Annotated in this window: 12 protein-coding genes; 7 read left to right on the top strand and 5 right to left on the bottom strand. The window is 65.4% G+C overall.

The annotated features are described in order from the left end of the window. Nucleotides 1-7: 7 nt before the first annotated feature. Complete coding sequence (locus AC0L4C_RS05335) at nucleotides 8-2,860, bottom strand: FAD-binding and (Fe-S)-binding domain-containing protein (protein ID WP_473403455.1); 2,853 nt, start codon at nucleotides 2,858-2,860, stop codon at nucleotides 8-10. Nucleotides 2,861-3,072: 212 nt separating this feature from the next. Between AC0L4C_RS05335 and AC0L4C_RS05340 the strand changes: the two genes are divergently transcribed. The 4 genes from AC0L4C_RS05340 (at nucleotide 3,073) to AC0L4C_RS05355 (ending at nucleotide 9,469) form a co-directional block, all read left to right on the top strand. Continuing rightward, on the top strand, nucleotides 3,073-3,933 hold the full coding sequence (locus AC0L4C_RS05340) for an ImuA family protein (RefSeq protein ID WP_473402579.1): 861 nt from the start codon (nucleotides 3,073-3,075) through the stop codon (nucleotides 3,931-3,933). Continuing rightward, nucleotides 3,863-5,512: a Y-family DNA polymerase gene (locus AC0L4C_RS05345; protein ID WP_473403456.1), complete on the top strand. Its 1,650-nt coding sequence runs from the start codon at nucleotides 3,863-3,865 to the stop codon at nucleotides 5,510-5,512. Before AC0L4C_RS05340 ends, AC0L4C_RS05345 begins: the two co-directional genes overlap by 71 nt. Continuing rightward, nucleotides 5,509-8,907: an error-prone DNA polymerase gene (locus AC0L4C_RS05350; protein ID WP_473402580.1), complete on the top strand. Its 3,399-nt coding sequence runs from the start codon at nucleotides 5,509-5,511 to the stop codon at nucleotides 8,905-8,907. Before AC0L4C_RS05345 ends, AC0L4C_RS05350 begins: the two co-directional genes overlap by 4 nt. A 127-nt stretch (nucleotides 8,908-9,034) precedes the next feature. Continuing rightward, on the top strand, nucleotides 9,035-9,469 hold the full coding sequence (locus tag AC0L4C_RS05355; protein ID WP_473402582.1) for a tellurite resistance TerB family protein: 435 nt from the start codon (nucleotides 9,035-9,037) through the stop codon (nucleotides 9,467-9,469). Between the two features lie 7 nt (nucleotides 9,470-9,476). On the opposite strand, the gene AC0L4C_RS05360 is transcribed toward AC0L4C_RS05355, so the two are convergent. Then, the gene (locus tag AC0L4C_RS05360) at nucleotides 9,477-10,070 is read right to left on the bottom strand and encodes a hypothetical protein (RefSeq protein ID WP_473402583.1); all 594 of its coding nucleotides are present in this window, start codon (nucleotides 10,068-10,070) and stop codon (nucleotides 9,477-9,479) included. Between the two features lie 110 nt (nucleotides 10,071-10,180). On the opposite strand from AC0L4C_RS05360, the gene ppa reads away from it, so the two are divergent. Beyond that, nucleotides 10,181-10,720, top strand: coding sequence for an inorganic diphosphatase (gene ppa / locus AC0L4C_RS05365; protein WP_473402584.1), 540 nt, complete (start codon nucleotides 10,181-10,183; stop codon nucleotides 10,718-10,720). A 160-nt stretch (nucleotides 10,721-10,880) separates the two neighbouring features. On the opposite strand, the gene AC0L4C_RS05370 is transcribed toward ppa, so the two are convergent. Further along, nucleotides 10,881-12,371 carry an MDR family MFS transporter gene (locus AC0L4C_RS05370; RefSeq protein WP_473402586.1) on the bottom strand — a complete coding sequence of 497 codons (1,491 nt, stop codon included), beginning with the start codon at nucleotides 12,369-12,371 and terminating at the stop codon, nucleotides 10,881-10,883. Between the two features lie 316 nt (nucleotides 12,372-12,687). On the opposite strand from AC0L4C_RS05370, the gene AC0L4C_RS05375 reads away from it, so the two are divergent. Both AC0L4C_RS05375 and AC0L4C_RS05380 read left to right on the top strand, forming a co-directional pair. Then, nucleotides 12,688-13,539 (top strand): polysaccharide deacetylase family protein, encoded by an 852-nt coding sequence (locus AC0L4C_RS05375; RefSeq protein ID WP_473402587.1) that lies wholly within the window; start codon nucleotides 12,688-12,690, stop codon nucleotides 13,537-13,539. A gap of 75 nt (nucleotides 13,540-13,614) precedes the next feature. After that, nucleotides 13,615-13,995: a YciI family protein gene (locus AC0L4C_RS05380; protein ID WP_473402588.1), complete on the top strand. Its 381-nt coding sequence runs from the start codon at nucleotides 13,615-13,617 to the stop codon at nucleotides 13,993-13,995. 79 nt (nucleotides 13,996-14,074) lie between these two features. Here the strand turns inward: AC0L4C_RS05380 and AC0L4C_RS05385 are convergent, their stop codons facing one another. Together AC0L4C_RS05385 and AC0L4C_RS05390 are read right to left on the bottom strand one after the other, a co-directional pair. After that, nucleotides 14,075-16,123: a HAMP domain-containing methyl-accepting chemotaxis protein gene (locus AC0L4C_RS05385; RefSeq protein ID WP_473402590.1), complete on the bottom strand. Its 2,049-nt coding sequence runs from the start codon at nucleotides 16,121-16,123 to the stop codon at nucleotides 14,075-14,077. 138 nt (nucleotides 16,124-16,261) lie between these two features. Beyond that, a complete protein-coding gene (locus AC0L4C_RS05390) occupies nucleotides 16,262-17,014 on the bottom strand; it encodes a phosphotransferase family protein (protein ID WP_473402591.1) in 753 nt (250 codons plus the stop codon). Nucleotides 17,015-17,075 lie beyond the last annotated feature (61 nt).

Consider the following 17,075-nt stretch of genomic DNA (forward strand, 5'->3'; position numbering starts at 1 on the left):
AGCAGCCTCAGGCCTGACTGACCATCTCCAGCACGCTGGCCAGCGAAACGAAGGGAATGCCGGCGTGTTCGGTCAGTCCCGAGGCGCAGGTCGAGACGGTCGAGACGCCGAGCGTGCAGTCGGCCGGGATTTCGGCCTTCACGAAACGGGTGGCGTGGGCGTTGAGCTCAGGCGCGAACAGCCCGCGGTCGCCGCCATAGCCGCAGCAGGTGAAGGACGACAGCACCACGACCTTGTCGGCCATGGCATTGGCCAGGGCCTCGATGGTCGCCTGCTCACCCAGCCGCTGGGCCGAACAGTTGTGGTGCACCGCCAGGACCGGCAGCTTCCTGGTCAGCTTGAGGCGCGGCAGCACGTGCTCGAGCAGGAACACGGCGCTGTCGGACACCTCGGACTGGCCCGGATGACCCTTGATATGCTTGGCGCAGGTGGAGGCATCGGTGACCACCGGCAGCTTGCCGTTGCCCGACAGGCCATCGAGCGTGCCGTTGAGAGCGTCGCCCAGGCGATCGGATTCTTCAGGGAAACCCTTCGAGAGGAAGGGCTGGCCGCAGCACTGGCCGTCGAGCTTTTCGGGAACGACCGGATTGAAGCCGGCGCGTTTGAGCAGTTCGAGCATCGCGTCGGTGGTCGGCAGCATGCCATTTTCGCGTGTCGGGGCACCGAACATGCGGGTGGCGCAACTGGGGAAGTAGACGACATCGCCGAGCGGCGCCGCGGGATTGGCGGTGACCTTCGGGGCGCCCGGGCCAGGCTTTAGTGCGGGCGACACTCGCGGCACCGTCTTTTTGGTCACCTTGCGGGCAAAGCCGGCCAGCGCATCGGTGGCGCCATTACCGATGATGGTGCGGCTCAGGGCCTGGGCGCCGACGGCCAGCTTCATGGTGGTTTCGACGGCGCCGGCATTGCCGGCCAGCCAATGGGCGGTCTTGTGGTCGGCCGGCGTGCGGCGGCGGGCCCGCTCGCCGATCACCATCGTGCCGGTCTCGATGCCGACCGGGCAGCGCATGGCGCAGACATTGCCGGCGGCGCAGGTATTGAGCCCGGCATACTGGAAGTCTTCTTCCATGGCAGCGAGCCGCGCCGGATCCTCGCCGGTCTGGCGCAGGCGGGCGCGCTCGCGGGTCACGGCAATGCGCTGGCGCGGCGACAGGGTGAGGTGGGTGGCCGGGCAGGCCGGTTCGCAGAAGCCGCATTCGATGCAGAGATCGACGATCTCGTCGGCCAGCGGCATCAGCTTGAGGTTCTTGATGTGGATATCCGGATCGGGGTTGAGCAGCACGCCCGGATTGAGCAGGCCCTCGGGGTCGAACAGCGCCTTGACCCGATGCATGATGGCATAGGCAGCGGCGCCCCATTCGGCCTCGACGAAGGGCGCGATGGCGCGGCCGGTGCCGTGCTCGGCCTTGAGCGAGCCGCCATAGCGGACGGAGACGAGTTCGCTGAGCACTTTCGAGAAATGATCGAACTTGGCCGCCGCTGCGGGCTCCATGAAGTTGTCGCTCATCTGGAAATGCAGGTTCCCGGCGAGGGCGTGGCCGAAGATGATGGCATCGTCATAGCCGCAGTCGTCGAGCAGTTGGCGCATGTCGAGGACGAATTCGGCGAGCCGGTCGATCGGCGCGGCAACGTCCTCGGTCAGCATCGAGGTGCCCTTGGGTCGGGCGGCGCCGCCCGAGGCGAAAAAGCCCTTGCGGACGTCCCAGAGGCCGGCCGAAATCGCCTCGTCGGGCGAGAATTCGATATGGGTGGCACCCTCGGATTTCAGGATGTCGACAGCCTTGGCGGTCTCGGCATCGAGGGTCGCCTGGTCGGGGGCGGTGACGTCGATCAGGATCACCGGCGAGGTTTCGGTGAAAAAGCGCACATAGGGCTGGATTGCCGGCAGGTGCTCCACTGTGGCGAGGGCGCGGCGCTCGATATATTCGGCGGCGGTGACGCCGGTGGTGGTCTGCACGCCGCCATTGGCCAGTTTCGAGATGGCGCGGGCGCAGGAATGCGGATCGGGGAAGGGGATCAGGCCCGTCACCTTGAAGGGGTGCTCGGGGATGGTCTCGTAGGTGACTTCGGAGACGAAGCCGAGCGTGCCTTCGGAGCCGACGATCAGGTGGATGAGGATGTCGATGGGGTCGTGGAAATCGACCAGCGCATTGATCGAATAGCCGACGGTATTCTTGATGCGGTATTTCTTGCGGATCAGCGCGACGAGTTCGGCATTGGCCGTCACCTCGTGATGCAGCGTCTGCAGATCGGCCAGCAGCACGGCATGGCTCTGGCGGAAGGCGGCAACCGACTCGGGATCGCCCGAATCGAGCACCGTGCCGTCGGTCAGCATGACGCGCAGGCGGCGCATGGTGTGGTAGGTATTGTAGGCGACGCCGCAGCACATGCCGGACGAGTTGTTGTTGACCACGCCGCCGATCTTGCAGGTGGCCTGGCTGGCCGGATCGGGACCGAGCTTGCGGTTGAAGGGTTTCAGCGCCTTGTTGGCATTGGCGACGATGATGGCCGGGCCGAGGGTGATGCGGTCGCCATTGTCGAAAATGCTCATCTTGCGCCAGCCATCGCCGAGCACGGCGAGCACGCCTTCGGTAATGGCCTGGCCGCTCAGCGAGGTGCCGGCGGCGCGGAAGGTCAGAGGCAGGCTTTCGGCGCGCGCGGCAGTCATGACGGCGCGGACTTCGTCCTCGGTATTGACGATGACCACCACGGCCGGGACCAGCCGGTAGGAGCTGGCGTCGCCCGAATAGGCATAGGTCATGAGCGGATCGGTCATGATGCGGTCCTTGCGGATCACGCCCACAAGGCGTGCCGCGACCCGCTTGCCGGCCTGGCTCTTGTCTCCCGCAATCGGCGCCATCTGGTTCAAGACTATCCCCTAAACTGGAATTCCAGATACCAGTCTAGACAGTTCGGGATGGTTTTGAAAGTCCCGGGCTGAGCAAATGTGAACCTGTTCCTCCTTGAAGCGACGGATGGGACGCCGGACCAGATTCCGCGCCATCGGCAAAGACTCCCGTTGACTCTGCAACCGAGTCTGATGTTCTCTATTTGTTCTCTGGCGTAACGAGAATGAAGGGAGCCCTCCCCATGCAGGGCGCGCATCGAACCACCCATCCGGATCTGGAAGCGCTGCGCTTGCGGATTGCGGCGATTGAAACGCGGCCGGTGCTGGCCGGCACGGCGCTGACGCAGCCCGGAACCGCGCAAGGCGTCCTGCCGCTGCCGGCAGGCGTGCTCACCGAGGTGTTTGCCGACGAACAGCGCGACAGCGGTGCGGCGCTGGGGTTTTCACTGGGGCTGGCGCGCGGCCTGCTGAGCCACCGGCGTTCGGCGCTGATCGTGCTGCAGCTGGCCGAGGAGGCGCAGGAAATGGGCGTCGCCTATGGCAGCGGGCTCAGCCATTTCGGGCTCGATCCGGAGCGGGTCGTGCTGGCGCGGCCCAGGACGATCATCGAACTGCTGTGGGCGATGGAGGAGGCGATTGCCTGCCGCTCGGTGGCGGCGGTGATTGCCGATATCGGCAGCCGTCACAAGGCGCTCGATTTCACCGCATCGCGTCGCCTCAGCCTGCGCGCAGCGAGCGGCGGGGCCTCGGTCTTTCTGGTGCGCTATCTGCGCGAGCGCGAGGCAAGTGCCGCAAAATACCGCTGGCGGGTGACCCCGGCGCCCAGCGGCGCCGTGCCGTTCGATGCTCGCGCGCCAGGGCCGCCGCGATGGCAGGCGCGCCTCGAAAAGGGACGGTTGCGCCCCGAACAGCCGGCTTCGGCCGATGGTGAAAACTACCTTCTGGATTGGACGGACGATGGCTTCGTTCTCGCTCACCCCCCGCGACACACCCAGGGTCCAGGCCGGCACGCTGCTGACGGCCGGCCGACGCTACCTCGCCCTCAACCTGCCACGCTGGGCGACGGACTGTCTCAAGCGAGCTGATCCGGCGCTGGCGGCCTCGCAGCGGCCGCTGGTGCTGTGGGAGCGGATCAAGGGCGGCATGCGGCTGGTGGCGATCGACAGCGTCGCCGCCGCACAGGGGCTCAAGTTCGACCAGGCGCTGGCGGATGCGCGGGCCATGGTGCCCGATCTGGAGATGCGGGAGATCGATCACGGCTATCTCGGCCAGGTGTTTGCCGAATTTGCCGACTGGCACTCCAATGCCAGCCCGATCGTGGCGGTGCAGACCGAGATGGCGCCCTATGGCGATCTGGTGCTCGATATCGCCGGGGTGACGCATCTCTTCGGTGGCGAAGCACAGATGCTCGACCGGCTGACCGGGCGGCTGCGCAAGCTCGGCTTTGCGGTGCAGGGCGCCATAGCCTCCACCGTCGGTGCGGCCTGGGCGATGGCGCATTACCGGCCGGGGGTCATCGTTTTGGAGGGGACCGAGGAAGCGGCGCTGGCCCAGCTGCCGGTGGCGGCGCTGCGTCTGGATGAAGCGCAGGTGGTCGGGCTCAACCAGATGGGCCTCAAACGCATCGGCCAGCTCTGGCAGCGCGACCGGCGGGCGCTGCAGGCGCGGTTCGGCGACAGCCTGCTGCTGCGGCTCGACCAGGCGCGCGGCGTGCTGGCGGAGCGGCCGGTGCCGCGGGTGCCACTGGCCGAACGCTATACGGAACGGCGCTTTGCCGAGCCCATCGGCATTCTCGATGATGTGCTGATGTGCGCCCATGATCTGGCCATCCAGCTCGGATTGCGGCTCGAACAAGAGGGGTTGGGGGGACAGAGCTTTCATCTCTTCATCTACCGGGTCGACCACAAGGTGATGACCCTCTCGGTCAATGCGGCGCGGGCGACGCGGGACCCCGAGCATATCTCGCGGCTCTTCAGCCATCGGGCCGAGCGGCTGGTGGCCGAATATGACCCGGGCTTCGGCATCGACATGATCCGGCTGGCGGCCGGCTCGATCTCCGAGCTCGACTCGACCCAGACGGGTGCCTTCGAGACCGATGACGGGGCTGCCGATCTCGACAGGCTATACGACCGGATGACCAGCCGGCTGGGGCCGTTTGCGGTGGTGCGGACCAAGTTCGTCAACACCCATATCCCGGAGCGGGCGGTGCGGCTCGAACCGGTGGTGGCGCGCACGGCCGACGACCCGGCTGCGGCCCCCGACCCCGCCATGCAGCGACCATTGCGGCTGCTGCCCAGCCCCGAGCCGATCACCGTCATCGCCGAAGTGCCGGACGGGCCGCCGGTGCGCATGGTGTGGCGCCGGGTGAGCTATCGCTTCGCCAAGGCCTCGGGCCCCGAGCGGATCGAAGCGGAATGGTGGCGGTCGGGCCAGAGGCTGGCCTTTCTGCAGCCGCAGCCTGCAGAAGAAATCGGAGAAGTAGAGGCAGGGTCACCCGCCGGCAAGCCGGCAGCACCCGCGCTTCCGGCGCTGGTCCCTGAACATGTCATGCGTGACTATTACGTTGCCGAGGACGATGGAGGCCGGCGGTTCTGGCTGTTCCGGCAGGGGCTTTATGGCAGCGAGCGGACCCCGGGCTGGTTCCTGCACGGGTTCTTTTCGTGACCGAGATCGTGCCGCTCGGGCGCCGCGCAGGGGTCTCGCGCGCGACCGAGCACCCCTATGCCGAACTGCTGGTCACCAGCAATTTCTCGTTCCTGCGCTCGGGGTCGCACCCAGAGGAACTGGTGTCGGCGGCCATGCATCTGGGGCTGTCGGGGCTTGGCCTCTGCGACCGCAACAGCTTTGCCGGGGTGGTGCGTGGCTATGTGGTGCATCGCGACCTGAAGGCGCAGTTCCCGGATTTTCGCTATGTGGTCGGAGTGCGGCTGAGCTTTTCCGACAAGACGCCGGACATCATCGCCTATCCCAGCGATCGCGACGCCTATGGCCGGCTCTGCCAGTTGCTGACGCGGGGCAATATGCGCGGCGAAAAGGGCGACTGCCGGCTGGTCTTTGCCGATCTCGAGGAGTTCATCGAGGGGCAGTTGCTGATCCTCACCTGCGGCACGGCGTTCGAGGTGGCCGAGCGGGTGCTGGCACGACTGGCGGCGCTGGCGCCCGGTGCCGTCTGGCTGGGGGCCTCGGTCGCCTACAAGGGCCACGACCGGGCGCGGCTCAACCGGCTGGCGGCCATGGCGCAGGCTGCCGGCGTGCCGCTGCTGGCCAGCAATGACGTGCTCTACCATGAGCCCGGCCGGCGCATCCTGCATGATGTCGTCACCTGCATCCGCGAAGGCCTGACGCTGGAAACGGGGGGGCGACGGCTCGAGCAGAATGCCGAGCGGCATCTGAAACCGCCGCGCGAAATGGCGCGGCTCTTTGCCGACCATCCGCAAGCTCTCGCCGAAACGCAGAACCTGTTATCCCGGATCGGGTTCAGCCTCGATCAGCTGCGCTACAACTATCCCGAAGAAACGGTCGGCAATGGCGAGACGGCGCAGGAGACGCTGGAGCGGCTGACCTGGGCCGGCGCGGCGAAACGCTATCCCGACGGCGTGCCGGACAAGGTGAAAGCCAGCATCTGGGCGGAAATCTGCCTGATCGCCTACAAGGGCTATGCTGCCTATTTCCTCACCGTTGCCGATATCGTCCGCCATGCCCGCGACGATCTGAAAATCCTCTGCCAGGGGCGGGGTTCGGCCGCCAATTCCTCGGTCTGCTTCTGCCTCGGGGTGACCGAGGTCGATCCGGCCAAGGCGCGGCTGGTGTTCGGCCGCTTCATTTCCACCGAGCGCGACGAGCCGCCCGATATCGATGTCGATTTCGAGCACGAGCGGCGCGAGGAGGTGATGCAGTATGTCTACCAGAAGTATGGCGGCACGCGCACCGGGCTGACCTCCACCGTCATCTCCTACCGCTCCAAGAGCGCCATCCGCGAGACAGCCAAGGTGTTCGGGCTCTCGGACGACACCATCGTCGCGCTCAACCAGATGAGCTGGGGCTGGGGGTCGATGATCGATGCCGACGGGGTCCGCAAGATCGGCCTTGATCCCGATGACCCGACGCTGTCGCAGGTGTTCGATGTGGTGCGGGTGCTCAAGTCCTTCCCGCGGCATCTCAGCCAGCATGTCGGCGGCTTTGTCATCACCCGCGATTCGCTCGAAAGTCTGGTGCCGATCAGCAAGACGGCGATGGAAAGCCGCACCATTGTGGAGTGGAACAAGGACGATATCGATGCCCTGGGCATTCTCAAGGTCGATATCCTGGCGTTGGGCATGCTGACCTGCCTGCGCCGTGCCTATGAGATGATGCATGTCCATTATGGCCGCGACATCGAACTCAGCCAGCTGCTCGACGAGGAGGCCGACGCCACCAATGCTGCCCTGCCATGGCAGCAGCGGCAGAGCGCGGCGATCTACAGGATGACGCATCGCGCCGATACGCTGGGGGTGTTCCAGATCGAGAGCCGGGCGCAGATGTCGATGCTGCCGCGGTTGCAGCCAAAAACCTTCTACGATTTCGTCATCGAGGTGGCGATCGTGCGCCCCGGGCCGATCCAGGGCGGCATGGTGCATCCCTATCTCAAGCGCCGGCAGGGGCTGGAAAAGACCGAGCCGATGCGGCCCGAGCTGGCCGAGGTGCTGGAGCGTACGCTGGGGATTCCGCTGTTCCAGGAGCAGGCCATGCAGATTGCCATTGTCGGAGCCGGGTTTTCGCCGGGCAAGGCCGACCAGTTGCGCCGGGCCATGGCGGCGTGGCGGCGCACCGGGCGGATGGCGCAGTTCGGCGAGGAATTCATCGAGGGCATGGTCAGCCGCGGCTATCCGCTCGACTATGCCAAGCGCTGCTTCTCGCAGATCCAGGGGTTTGGCGAATACGGCTTTCCGGAAAGCCACGCGGCTTCCTTCGCGCTGCTGGTCTATGCCTCGTGCTGGCTCAAGTGTCACTATCCCGATGTGTTTGCCTGTGCCCTGCTCAACAGCCAGCCGATGGGGTTTTATGCCCCGGCGCAGATCGTGCGTGATGCCATCGAGCATGGCGTCGAGGTGCTGCCGGTCGATATCAACGCCTCCGACCAGTTGCATGTGCTCGAGGCCAGCACGCCGGCGCGTGAGCGGGTGTGGGCCCGGCATGCCGAAATGGCCGATGACATCTGGTCCGATCATGCCATCCGCCTGGGCTTTTCGCAGATCAGCGGGCTGAAGGCCGATCATGCCAATCTCATCGTGGCGCGGCGCGGGCGCGGCTATGATTCGGTGCGCGACCTGTGGCTACGCACCGGGCTGTCGCCGGCAGTGCTGCAAAAGCTGGCCGATGCCGATGCCTTCGGTTCGCTCGGGCTCAACCGGCGCGATGCCTCCTGGGCGGTGCGCGGGCTGATCGGCACCAATGGCGCGGATACCCTGCCGCTGTTTGCGGCTGCCGGGCGGCCGCAGTCGAGCCGCGAGCCCGATGCCGATCTGCCGCCCATGCCGCCGGGGGAATCGGTGGTGCAGGACTACAAGGCGCTGTCGCTGTCGCTCAAGGCGCATCCGGTCAGCTTCATGCGGCCGATGCTGGACCGGCGCGGCACGACGCCGTCCGAGCGGCTCGGCGACCTGCGCGATGGCGCCACAGTCGAGGTGGCGGGGCTGGTGCTGGTGCGGCAGCGCCCGGGTACGGCAAGCGGCATCATCTTTGCCACGCTGGAGGACGAAACCGGGGTCTCCAACATCGTCATCTGGGCCAGGCTGTTCGAAGCCAACCGCAAGGCGGTGCTCGGGGCCCGCATGCTGGCGGTCAAGGGCAAGCTGCAGCGCGAGGGGCTGGTGATCCACGTCATCGCGCAATCGTTCACCGACATGACGCCGCTGCTGCTCGAGATCGCCAACGGCCATGATCTCGGCGACAGGGTGCTGGCGCGCGGCGATGAAGGCCGCAATGAACCGCCGGGTCGGGACGAGGCCGCCATCCGGCGCACCGATCAGGCCCGGCGTGCGGCCCGGGCGGCGCTGCCGGTCGGACGCAATTTCCATTGAACCCGGATGATGCTAGCGTCGTTGTCCGAGGTGCCTCCCGCCTCAACAGTCCGTGACCCGGCCATCGCCCTCTTTTCGGCAGCGCCGGCACCCTCTATCTCTCAGTTCAAACCTACAGGACGACGCCATGTTCGAAGCCCTGCGCTCGATTTTCGCCAAACCCGATGCCACGCTGCTCAGCATGGAGCCGAGGCTCGCGGTCGCCGCGCTGCTCGTCCATCTCGCCGCCGTCGACGGTTCCACCAAGCCGGAAGAACGGGCGGCGGTGCGCGGCGCGCTGATGGATTTCTACTCGCTCGACGAAGAGGAAGTGGACGACCTGATGAGCGAAGCGACGCGGCGCGACGCCGAATCGGTCGATCTCTATCGCTTCACCTCGGCGCTCTCCTCGCTGGAAAGCGGCGAGCGCATCGAGATCATCCGCATGATGTGGCAGGTGGTGTTTGCTGACAAGAAGAACCACGAGCTTGAGGATAACATGGTATGGCGAGTGGCCGAACTGATCGGCGTCTCGGCCCGAGACCGCACCGTGCTGCGCTCGCAGATGGCGCGGCAGGACTGATTTCAGTCTAGCCCCTTACATCCCAGGCTTCGAACTTGCCGACGATTTCCGGGTCGCTGCCGCAGTCGAAGGCGGGCGCCTTTTCGTCCGCCGTCTGGCGCGCCAGTGCTTCGGCATCGGGATTGGCCAGAGCGTCGATCCAGGCCACCTGGCAGGTGGCCCCCGGCGATACCTTGGTCACCACCAGCACCTCGCCATCGGGTGTCTCCGCAGCTGAATCGGCATTGGAGCTGTTCTCACGCTGCACATGGAAGCGCAGGATGGTGGCGAAGGACTTGTAGCCCCCTTCGCTGTTGGAGAGCCGCCATTCGATGCTGTCCCCCAGGTGGTGCACCGGCGGCAGCGTCTGCGATGCGGCCTTTTCGGTGGTCGAGGTCAGGCCGTAGGACACCTTGAAGCGTTGATTGACTTCCCGGATCATCACCGGGATGCCCTTGTAGCCACTGCAGGCCCAGGTGGTGCCGAAATCGTCGGACTGCACCACTGTGCAGGCATCGAGATCGATGGCGGTTTCTTCGGACTGGTTGAACTGCGCCTCGGCCGTGCCGCTGGTCACGAGCAGCAGAAAACCGGCAAGCAGAGCGCGAGAATGCACTGTCAAATCAACGTCTCCCTCCGGGCGCATGCCCGATATCCGAATTCTATGCCTTGCCTTGATGGCGCGAGATAGGCGAGAACCCGGCAACTTCTCCCAAGTAGTGCAGGCTCCAGATGAATATCGACGCCATCCCGATCGGCAAGAATCCGCCCGACGACCTCAATGTCATCATTGAGGTGCCGCTGGGCGGCGAACCGATCAAGTACGAGATCGACAAGGCCTCCGGCGCGCTGTTCGTCGATCGCTTTCTCTACACGCCGATGCGCTATCCGGGGAATTACGGCTTTGTGCCGCACACCCTGTGCGGCGATGGCGACCCGCTCGACGTGATCGTCATGAACTCGCGTCCGCTGGTGCCCGGCGCCGTGGTGCGCTGCAGGCCGTTCGGCGTGCTGTTCATGGAAGACGACGGCGGCAAGGACGAAAAAATCCTCTGCGTGCCGGTGTCAAAACTCACCAAGATGTATGACGCGATCAAGGACATCTCCGACATGCAGGAGATCCAGCTCGAGCGGGTGAAGCACTTTTTCACCCACTACAAGGATCTCGAGCCCGGCAAATGGGCCAAGATCGAGCGCATCGGCGGTGTCGAAGACGCCCGCAAGGTTATCCTCGACTCGATCGCAGCGGCCAAGTCCGACAAGACGGCCTGATTGTCGTCCCGATTGGCGCGCGCGGGATTGTCCCGCGGGCGCAGCCTGACGCGAAAGGCCCCGTAGGGCTGCCGTGACAGCTGTCGCCTCATGAAAAAATCTCCCCGCACGTCCCTGTTCTCATGACGCGCGAGGAGCCTTGATTTCGACAGCAGCCCTGTCAGTGGCCGCCCATGGCGTGCATGTGCGGCTCGGCCGGTGGCTTCTTGACGAAGAAGCTGGCAGCGACCGCGAACAGCGAGATGATGGCGCCGCACAGAAAGCCCATGCGGATGCCTGCCGCCAGCGCGTCTATCGGCTCGGCTCCCGTCGCCGCATCTGCCGCGCTGCGGATGGTCATGACGGCAACGAACAGCGCCACGCCGGCGGCGCCGGCCATTTGCTGCACCGATCCCAGGATGGCACTGCCGTGCGAGTAGAGATGCGGCGGAACCGAGCTGAGCGAGGCGGTAAAGAGCGGCGTGAACACCAGCGCCAGCCCGATGCTGATGACGATGTGGCCGGTCAGCACGCCCCAGACCGGGGTGTTCTGGTCGACCAGCGTCAGCGCCCATAGCACCGCCGAGACGATGATGGTGCCGGGCACCAGCAGGCGGGTGGCGCCGATGCGGTCATAGAGCCTGCCGACGCTGGGGGCCAGCAGCCCCATCAGCAGGCCACCCGGCAGCAGCAGCAGACCCGTCTGCAGCGTGTCGAGGCCGAGCACGTTCTGGGTGTAGATGGGCAGCAGGATGACGGTGCCGAACAGGGCCATCATGGCAATGGCCATGGTCAACACGGCAAAACTGTAATTGCGCGAGGCAAAGGTGCGCAGGTCGAGCAGCGCCTTGTCCTGCTTTTGCAGCTGCAGCTGGCGGAAGATGAAGACGGTCATGGCAATCGCACCAATCAGCACCGGCACCCAGGCGGGGAACAGCTGTGCCTCGGGATGCGCGGCACCCTCCCCCAGGCTGGAGAGGCCATAGACCAGACCGCCGAAGGCAAAGGCCGAGAGAATCACCGAGAGCACGTCGAGCGGCGCGTAGCGCGGTGTCGACACGTTCTGCACCCTGGCCCAGCCGAGTGCCAGTGCGCCAAGCGCAATCGGCAGCACGAGGATGAACATCCAGCGCCAGTCGAGATTGTCGAGGATGAAGCCGCCGATGGTGGGGCCCAAGGCCGGTGCCACGGAAATGACGATCGAGATATTGCCCATGGTCTTGCCGCGGCTTTCGGGCGGCACCAGCGTCATCACGGTGGTCATCAGCAGCGGCATCATGATGGCCGTGCCGGTGGCCTGGATGACGCGGCCGAAAACCAGCAGTTCAAGGCCTGGCGAAACGGCGCAGATCAGCGTACCGACCGAAAAGATCGACATGGCGAGCACGAAGATCGGGCGGGTATTGAGGCGCTGCAGCAGGAAGCCGGTCACCGGAATGACCACGGCCATGGTGAGAAGGAAGGCGGTCGTGAGCCATTGCGCGGCGCTGGCCGTGACGCCGAGGTCGGCCATCAGGTGCGGGATGGCGACGCTCATGATGGTTTCGTTGAGAAACACCACGAAGGTCGAGGTCAGCAGCAGCGCGATAACGAGCTTGTTGCGTGCCGCAGTGGATGCGTCGAGCGGCGCGGCAGGGGCCTGTGCGTCAGGCGAAAGCGATTCGGCAGTCATCGGAGGTCACTCCAGAAAATTCGGGCGGCGGCGGACGGCGCCAGCCGGGACGGGGTGCTTATCGGCATTTCCCCGGCGATGCAACTACAGTTAAGTCATAACTTTAGTATTCGAACCAGTACGCGAAACGCATAGCGGGCATTCATGACATTTGGTCAGCAGGGCGGAGACGAACTCTGCCGGAACAGCGATCGCCTGACATCCTCCCCGTTGGAGCAGGAAAGCACGACCCCCTGCCAGATCCTGTCAGCAGACCACTCCCAATCCGGTTCCGGCATGGCTTCGCCAGCGCCGGGGACTGCGCTATGCTGCCGGCATGAGCACCCGCCAGATCGTCGTCCATCACGATGACATTGCCGCCAACCACGCCACCAACGTGGCCTTTGTCGACCTCTTTGACGCGGGCGTCTGCTCGTCGGGATCGGTGATGGTACCTTGCCCGTGGTTTCCCGAAACGGCCGAAATCGCGCGTCGCCGGCCGGACCTCGACCTCGGCGTGCACCTGACGCTGACGGCCGAATTCGGGCCCTATCGCTGGCGGCCGCTGACCGGCGTCTCGGGCAATGGCCTCACCGATGCCGATGGCTTCATGTGGCACGACGTGGCCAGTGCCCGGAAAGCCGATCCGGCCGCCGTCGAGGCGGAGATGCGGGCGCAGATCGATACGGCCCTCGCCGCCGGCATCGATGTCACGCATCTCGATGCGCATATGGGCACGATCATGATGCCGGAGTTCTTCGACATCTACCTGCAGCTCGGCACCGACTACCGGCTGCCGCTGTTCCTGTCGCGCGATGTCGCCGCGCTGGCGCCGCCGGGCACGCATGATGCAGCGGTGGTCGCCCGCTACGCTGCGGCGTGCGAGGCGCAGGTCGCGCGCGGCAATCCCGATTTCCTGAAGTTCATTTCCAGCCCCTTCGGGCAGACTGGCGATGTCGAGACGCTCTACCGACAGATCCTCGGTGCCGCACCGCCGGGTCTCACCTGGGGTGCCTTCCATTTCGACATGCCGGGCGCCATCGAGCACTACTCGCCCGACGCGCAGATGCGGATCGACGAATACGACTTCTTCGCCAGCGGCCGGGTGACGGCGCTCTACAAGGAGCTCGATGTCGAGCTGGTGGGCATGCGGGCCTTCCGTGACGCCATGCGGGGCCGGCAGGGTTGAGCCGAAAACTGACCTGCAGCTGTCGAAACCGGCCGGCGCCCTTCGACCAGATGCAGGCCAGCAACGGAGGAAGCCATGAAATTTGTCGGTCTCGTCTATATCGACCCGGAAAAGATCGCCGCCATGACGCCTGACGAGGGCCGGCAACTGACCGATGCCACCATTGACGAAGACTGGCAGTTGCGCCGCGACGGCCGGCTGGTCCTGTCGCAGCCGCTCGACGAGCCGATCAACGGCAAGACGCTGCGCAGTGATGGCTCGGTGACCGACGGCCCCTTTGCCGAGACCCGCGAACATCTGGGCGGCTTCTTCATCATCGAGGCAAAGGACATGGCCGAGGCCCTGGAACTGGCGAAGGGCGTCATCCTCAAATATGGCAGCATCGAAGTGCGGCCGGTGATGGAGCAGACGCACAGCCAGACCGGCGTGGCGCGCCCGCCGCTAGCCGACACCTGATACGAAAAGGCCCCCGTACGCGACACGGGAGCCTTGGTTACAGACGGCTGGCGGCGCGGCCGCCAGCCCGGTGTGTGGATCAGAACTCCGACCAGTCCTCGGACTTCAGCGCCGCATTGCCCTTGCTGAGATAGTTCGAGGCCGCAGCCTTGACCTTGGCCTGCAGGCCGCGGATGCCACCCGGCTTGGCCGGGGCCTCTACCGCAGTTGGGGTCTTGGTGGCCGCCTTGGCGGTGGTCGGGGCGCGATGCTCGCCGTCGACAGCAAAGGTATCGACGATGCCGTCGAGCTGGGTCGCCTGGCTTTCCGTCTGCTCGATGGCGGCGTTCATTTCCTCGACCAGCGCCGCATTGTGCTGGGTCATCTCGTCCATCTGGCGCACGGCGGAGGTGACTTCGCCAATGCCCTGGGCCTGTGCCTTGCTGTCGCGGGCAATTCCATCCATCAGTTCGGAGGTGGACCGCACGCCCTGCAGCATCTCGCCGAGCTTGGCGGCAGCTTCCGCCACCAGCTTGGAGCCGCCGGCGACTTCGGTGCCGGACTGTTCGATCAGCACCTTCACATCGGAGGAGGCTTCGGCGGCCGACTGGGCCAATCGACGCACTTCGACGGCCACGACGGCAAAGCCCTTGCCGGCTTCACCGGCACGTGCCGCCTCAACCGAGGCATTCAGTGCCAGCAGATTGGTCTGGAAGGCGATGTCATCGATCATGCCGATGATGTTGGAGATCTTGCCCGACGACTCGGTGATGCGGGTCATGGCGCTGGTGGCTTGCTCCATCACCGTGCCGCTCTGCTCGGCAATGCCGGTGACATTGCGGGCGGTGGTGCTGGCGTCGCCGGCGCGCTGGGCGTTCTGCAGCACGGTCGAGGCGAGCTCTTCCATGGCTGCCGAAGTTTCCTCGATGGTTGCCGCCTGCTTGGTGGTGCGTTCGCTCAGGTCATTGGCGCCGGCGAGAATTTCGCCAGTGGCCAACTTGAGCGAGCTCGAGGTGTCGCGCAGCTGGCCGACAATCTCGGTGAGCTTGGCGGCAACGGCGTTGGTATTGTCTTGCAGGCCGGCGAAGGCACCCTTGTAGGAGCCTTCCATGCGCCGGGTGAGGTCGGCCTGGGCCAGTGCTTCCAGCACGGTGCCGGCATCGCCAAGCGCCACGTTGAGGGTTTCGAGCATGTGGTCGAAATTGCCGGCCACGCGGTCGAGGTCGGGATCGCCAAAGGTGGTCTGGATGCGCTTGGAGAAGTCACCGTCGACGGCAGCGCCGATGACGGTGTCAAAGCTCGCCTGGAAGCGCTGCATGGTTTCGGCGCGGCTGGCGGCAGCGCCGGCACGGCTGGCCTTCTCGGCCTCAGCGGCGCGGGCAAGCCGGCCATCGGTCTGGAACACTTCAAGGGCACGGGCCATCTGGCCAAGCTCGTGGCTGGCCTCGGTGCCGGTGATCTCCTGGTCGAGGTCGCCTTCCGACATCGACCGCATGGTCCGGGTCATGCGCGACAGGGAGGCGGAGAACCAGCGGCCGATCAACAGGGCCATGATAACGCCGATCACACCTCCCACCGCGCTGATCGAGAGGACCACCAGCACCTGGAAATCGGCATTGGCGGCGGCCTGCGGCCCCAGCGTGCTCTGGATCTCCTTGGCGCGGTCGGCCATGCCGTCATAGATGTCCTGCATCTGCGGGCCGAGCACGTCGAGCTTGGCGCGGTCGGCCATGAACTCGGCGGTGCCGGGGGCTGTGGTCGCGAGCTGCGCGAAGATCGCGCGATAGGATTCGGCGAGGGCGGTGACTTCCTCGATCGAGGCAGTGTCCTCCGGATTGGAGGCGAAGACGGCATAGCCGTCGGCATCGGTGGTGGCGACGTCGTCGATCCAGACATTGACCTCGTCCACCTGTGCCGCCGATGGCGCGTTCAGGTAGTTGAGGAACTCGATGCGCAGACGCGCGACGTCGGCCTTGTAGTCGTTGATCTCGAGCGTCTTGTTGGCCGCTGCGTGGAACTCGTCAAAAATACTGGCTGTCTTGCTGACGCCAAGATAGCCCATCGCTCCGACAGTTGCGAGCAGCGCTATGAGCGCACCGAATGCTAGATAGAGCCTTGCAGCCACTGATAGTCTTGAAAATACAGACACCTTCGAACCCCGTTGAAACAGCTGACGCTTAAGGCGGTCAGAATCGGGGCTTATGATTAAATTACCGTTGCGCTGCTCGGTCTCTTGGCTCGGAAATTGATCAAAATCGACTTCATTGGCGCGAAATAGGCCCCTCGATCAACTTGCATCCGGGTTTGTCGCGAGCCGCAACAACATTCCGGTTTCGGTCGCGATGCCTTCGCACAGCCGCGCCGCCGCCAGGCAGGGCAACCAGGCGAGGATTTCGGCCCGACCGAGGCCACTCAGTTCGGCGTAGCGGTCGAGATAGTTTTCCGCCAGTTCGGGGACGGCGCCCATCATCAGCAGAAAACTGCGACAGACGTCGGCGGCCGGCGGGCCGCTGGTGGCATCGAGCCAGTCGATGATCATGGCCTGGCCGGGCAGGCCGATGATGTTGAAGGGATGAAAATCGCCGTGACAGAGGCGATCCCCGTCCGGCAGCGCCGCCAGCCGCATCAGCAGGCTTTCGCGCACCGCCTCGGGCAGTTGCGGCGCCTGCCGGAGACGTGCCGCGATGCGGACCTTCAGCGATGGCAGCCGCGCCTCGGGTCGCTGATGGATGCGCCGATGCAGCTGCACCATTGTGTCGAGCACGTCCGGCACCTGGTCGGGCCGCTCCTGCGCAAAGCGAGCCAGCGGCTCGCCCGGCGCTCGGTCCATCACCAGCCCCCAGCGCCCGTCATAGCGGCCTGCTTCATGCACCGCCGGCGTCGGCAGGTCGTGGTCGGCGACAATCGCCAGAATGGCGGCCTCGATGAATGCGGGGCTGCGGGCGTCGGGGCGCCGATAGAGCTTGATGACGGCCTCGCCATATTCGAACGCCTCGGCGACATTGCCCGAACCGACGAGCGGACCGATCTGTGGTGCCATCCAGTTCTCCGTTTCGCTGTGTGTGTTCTCAACGTCAGCAAAAGGCCCGGGATTGCTCCCG

This window comes from Devosia sp. J20-27, assembly GCF_055808595.1.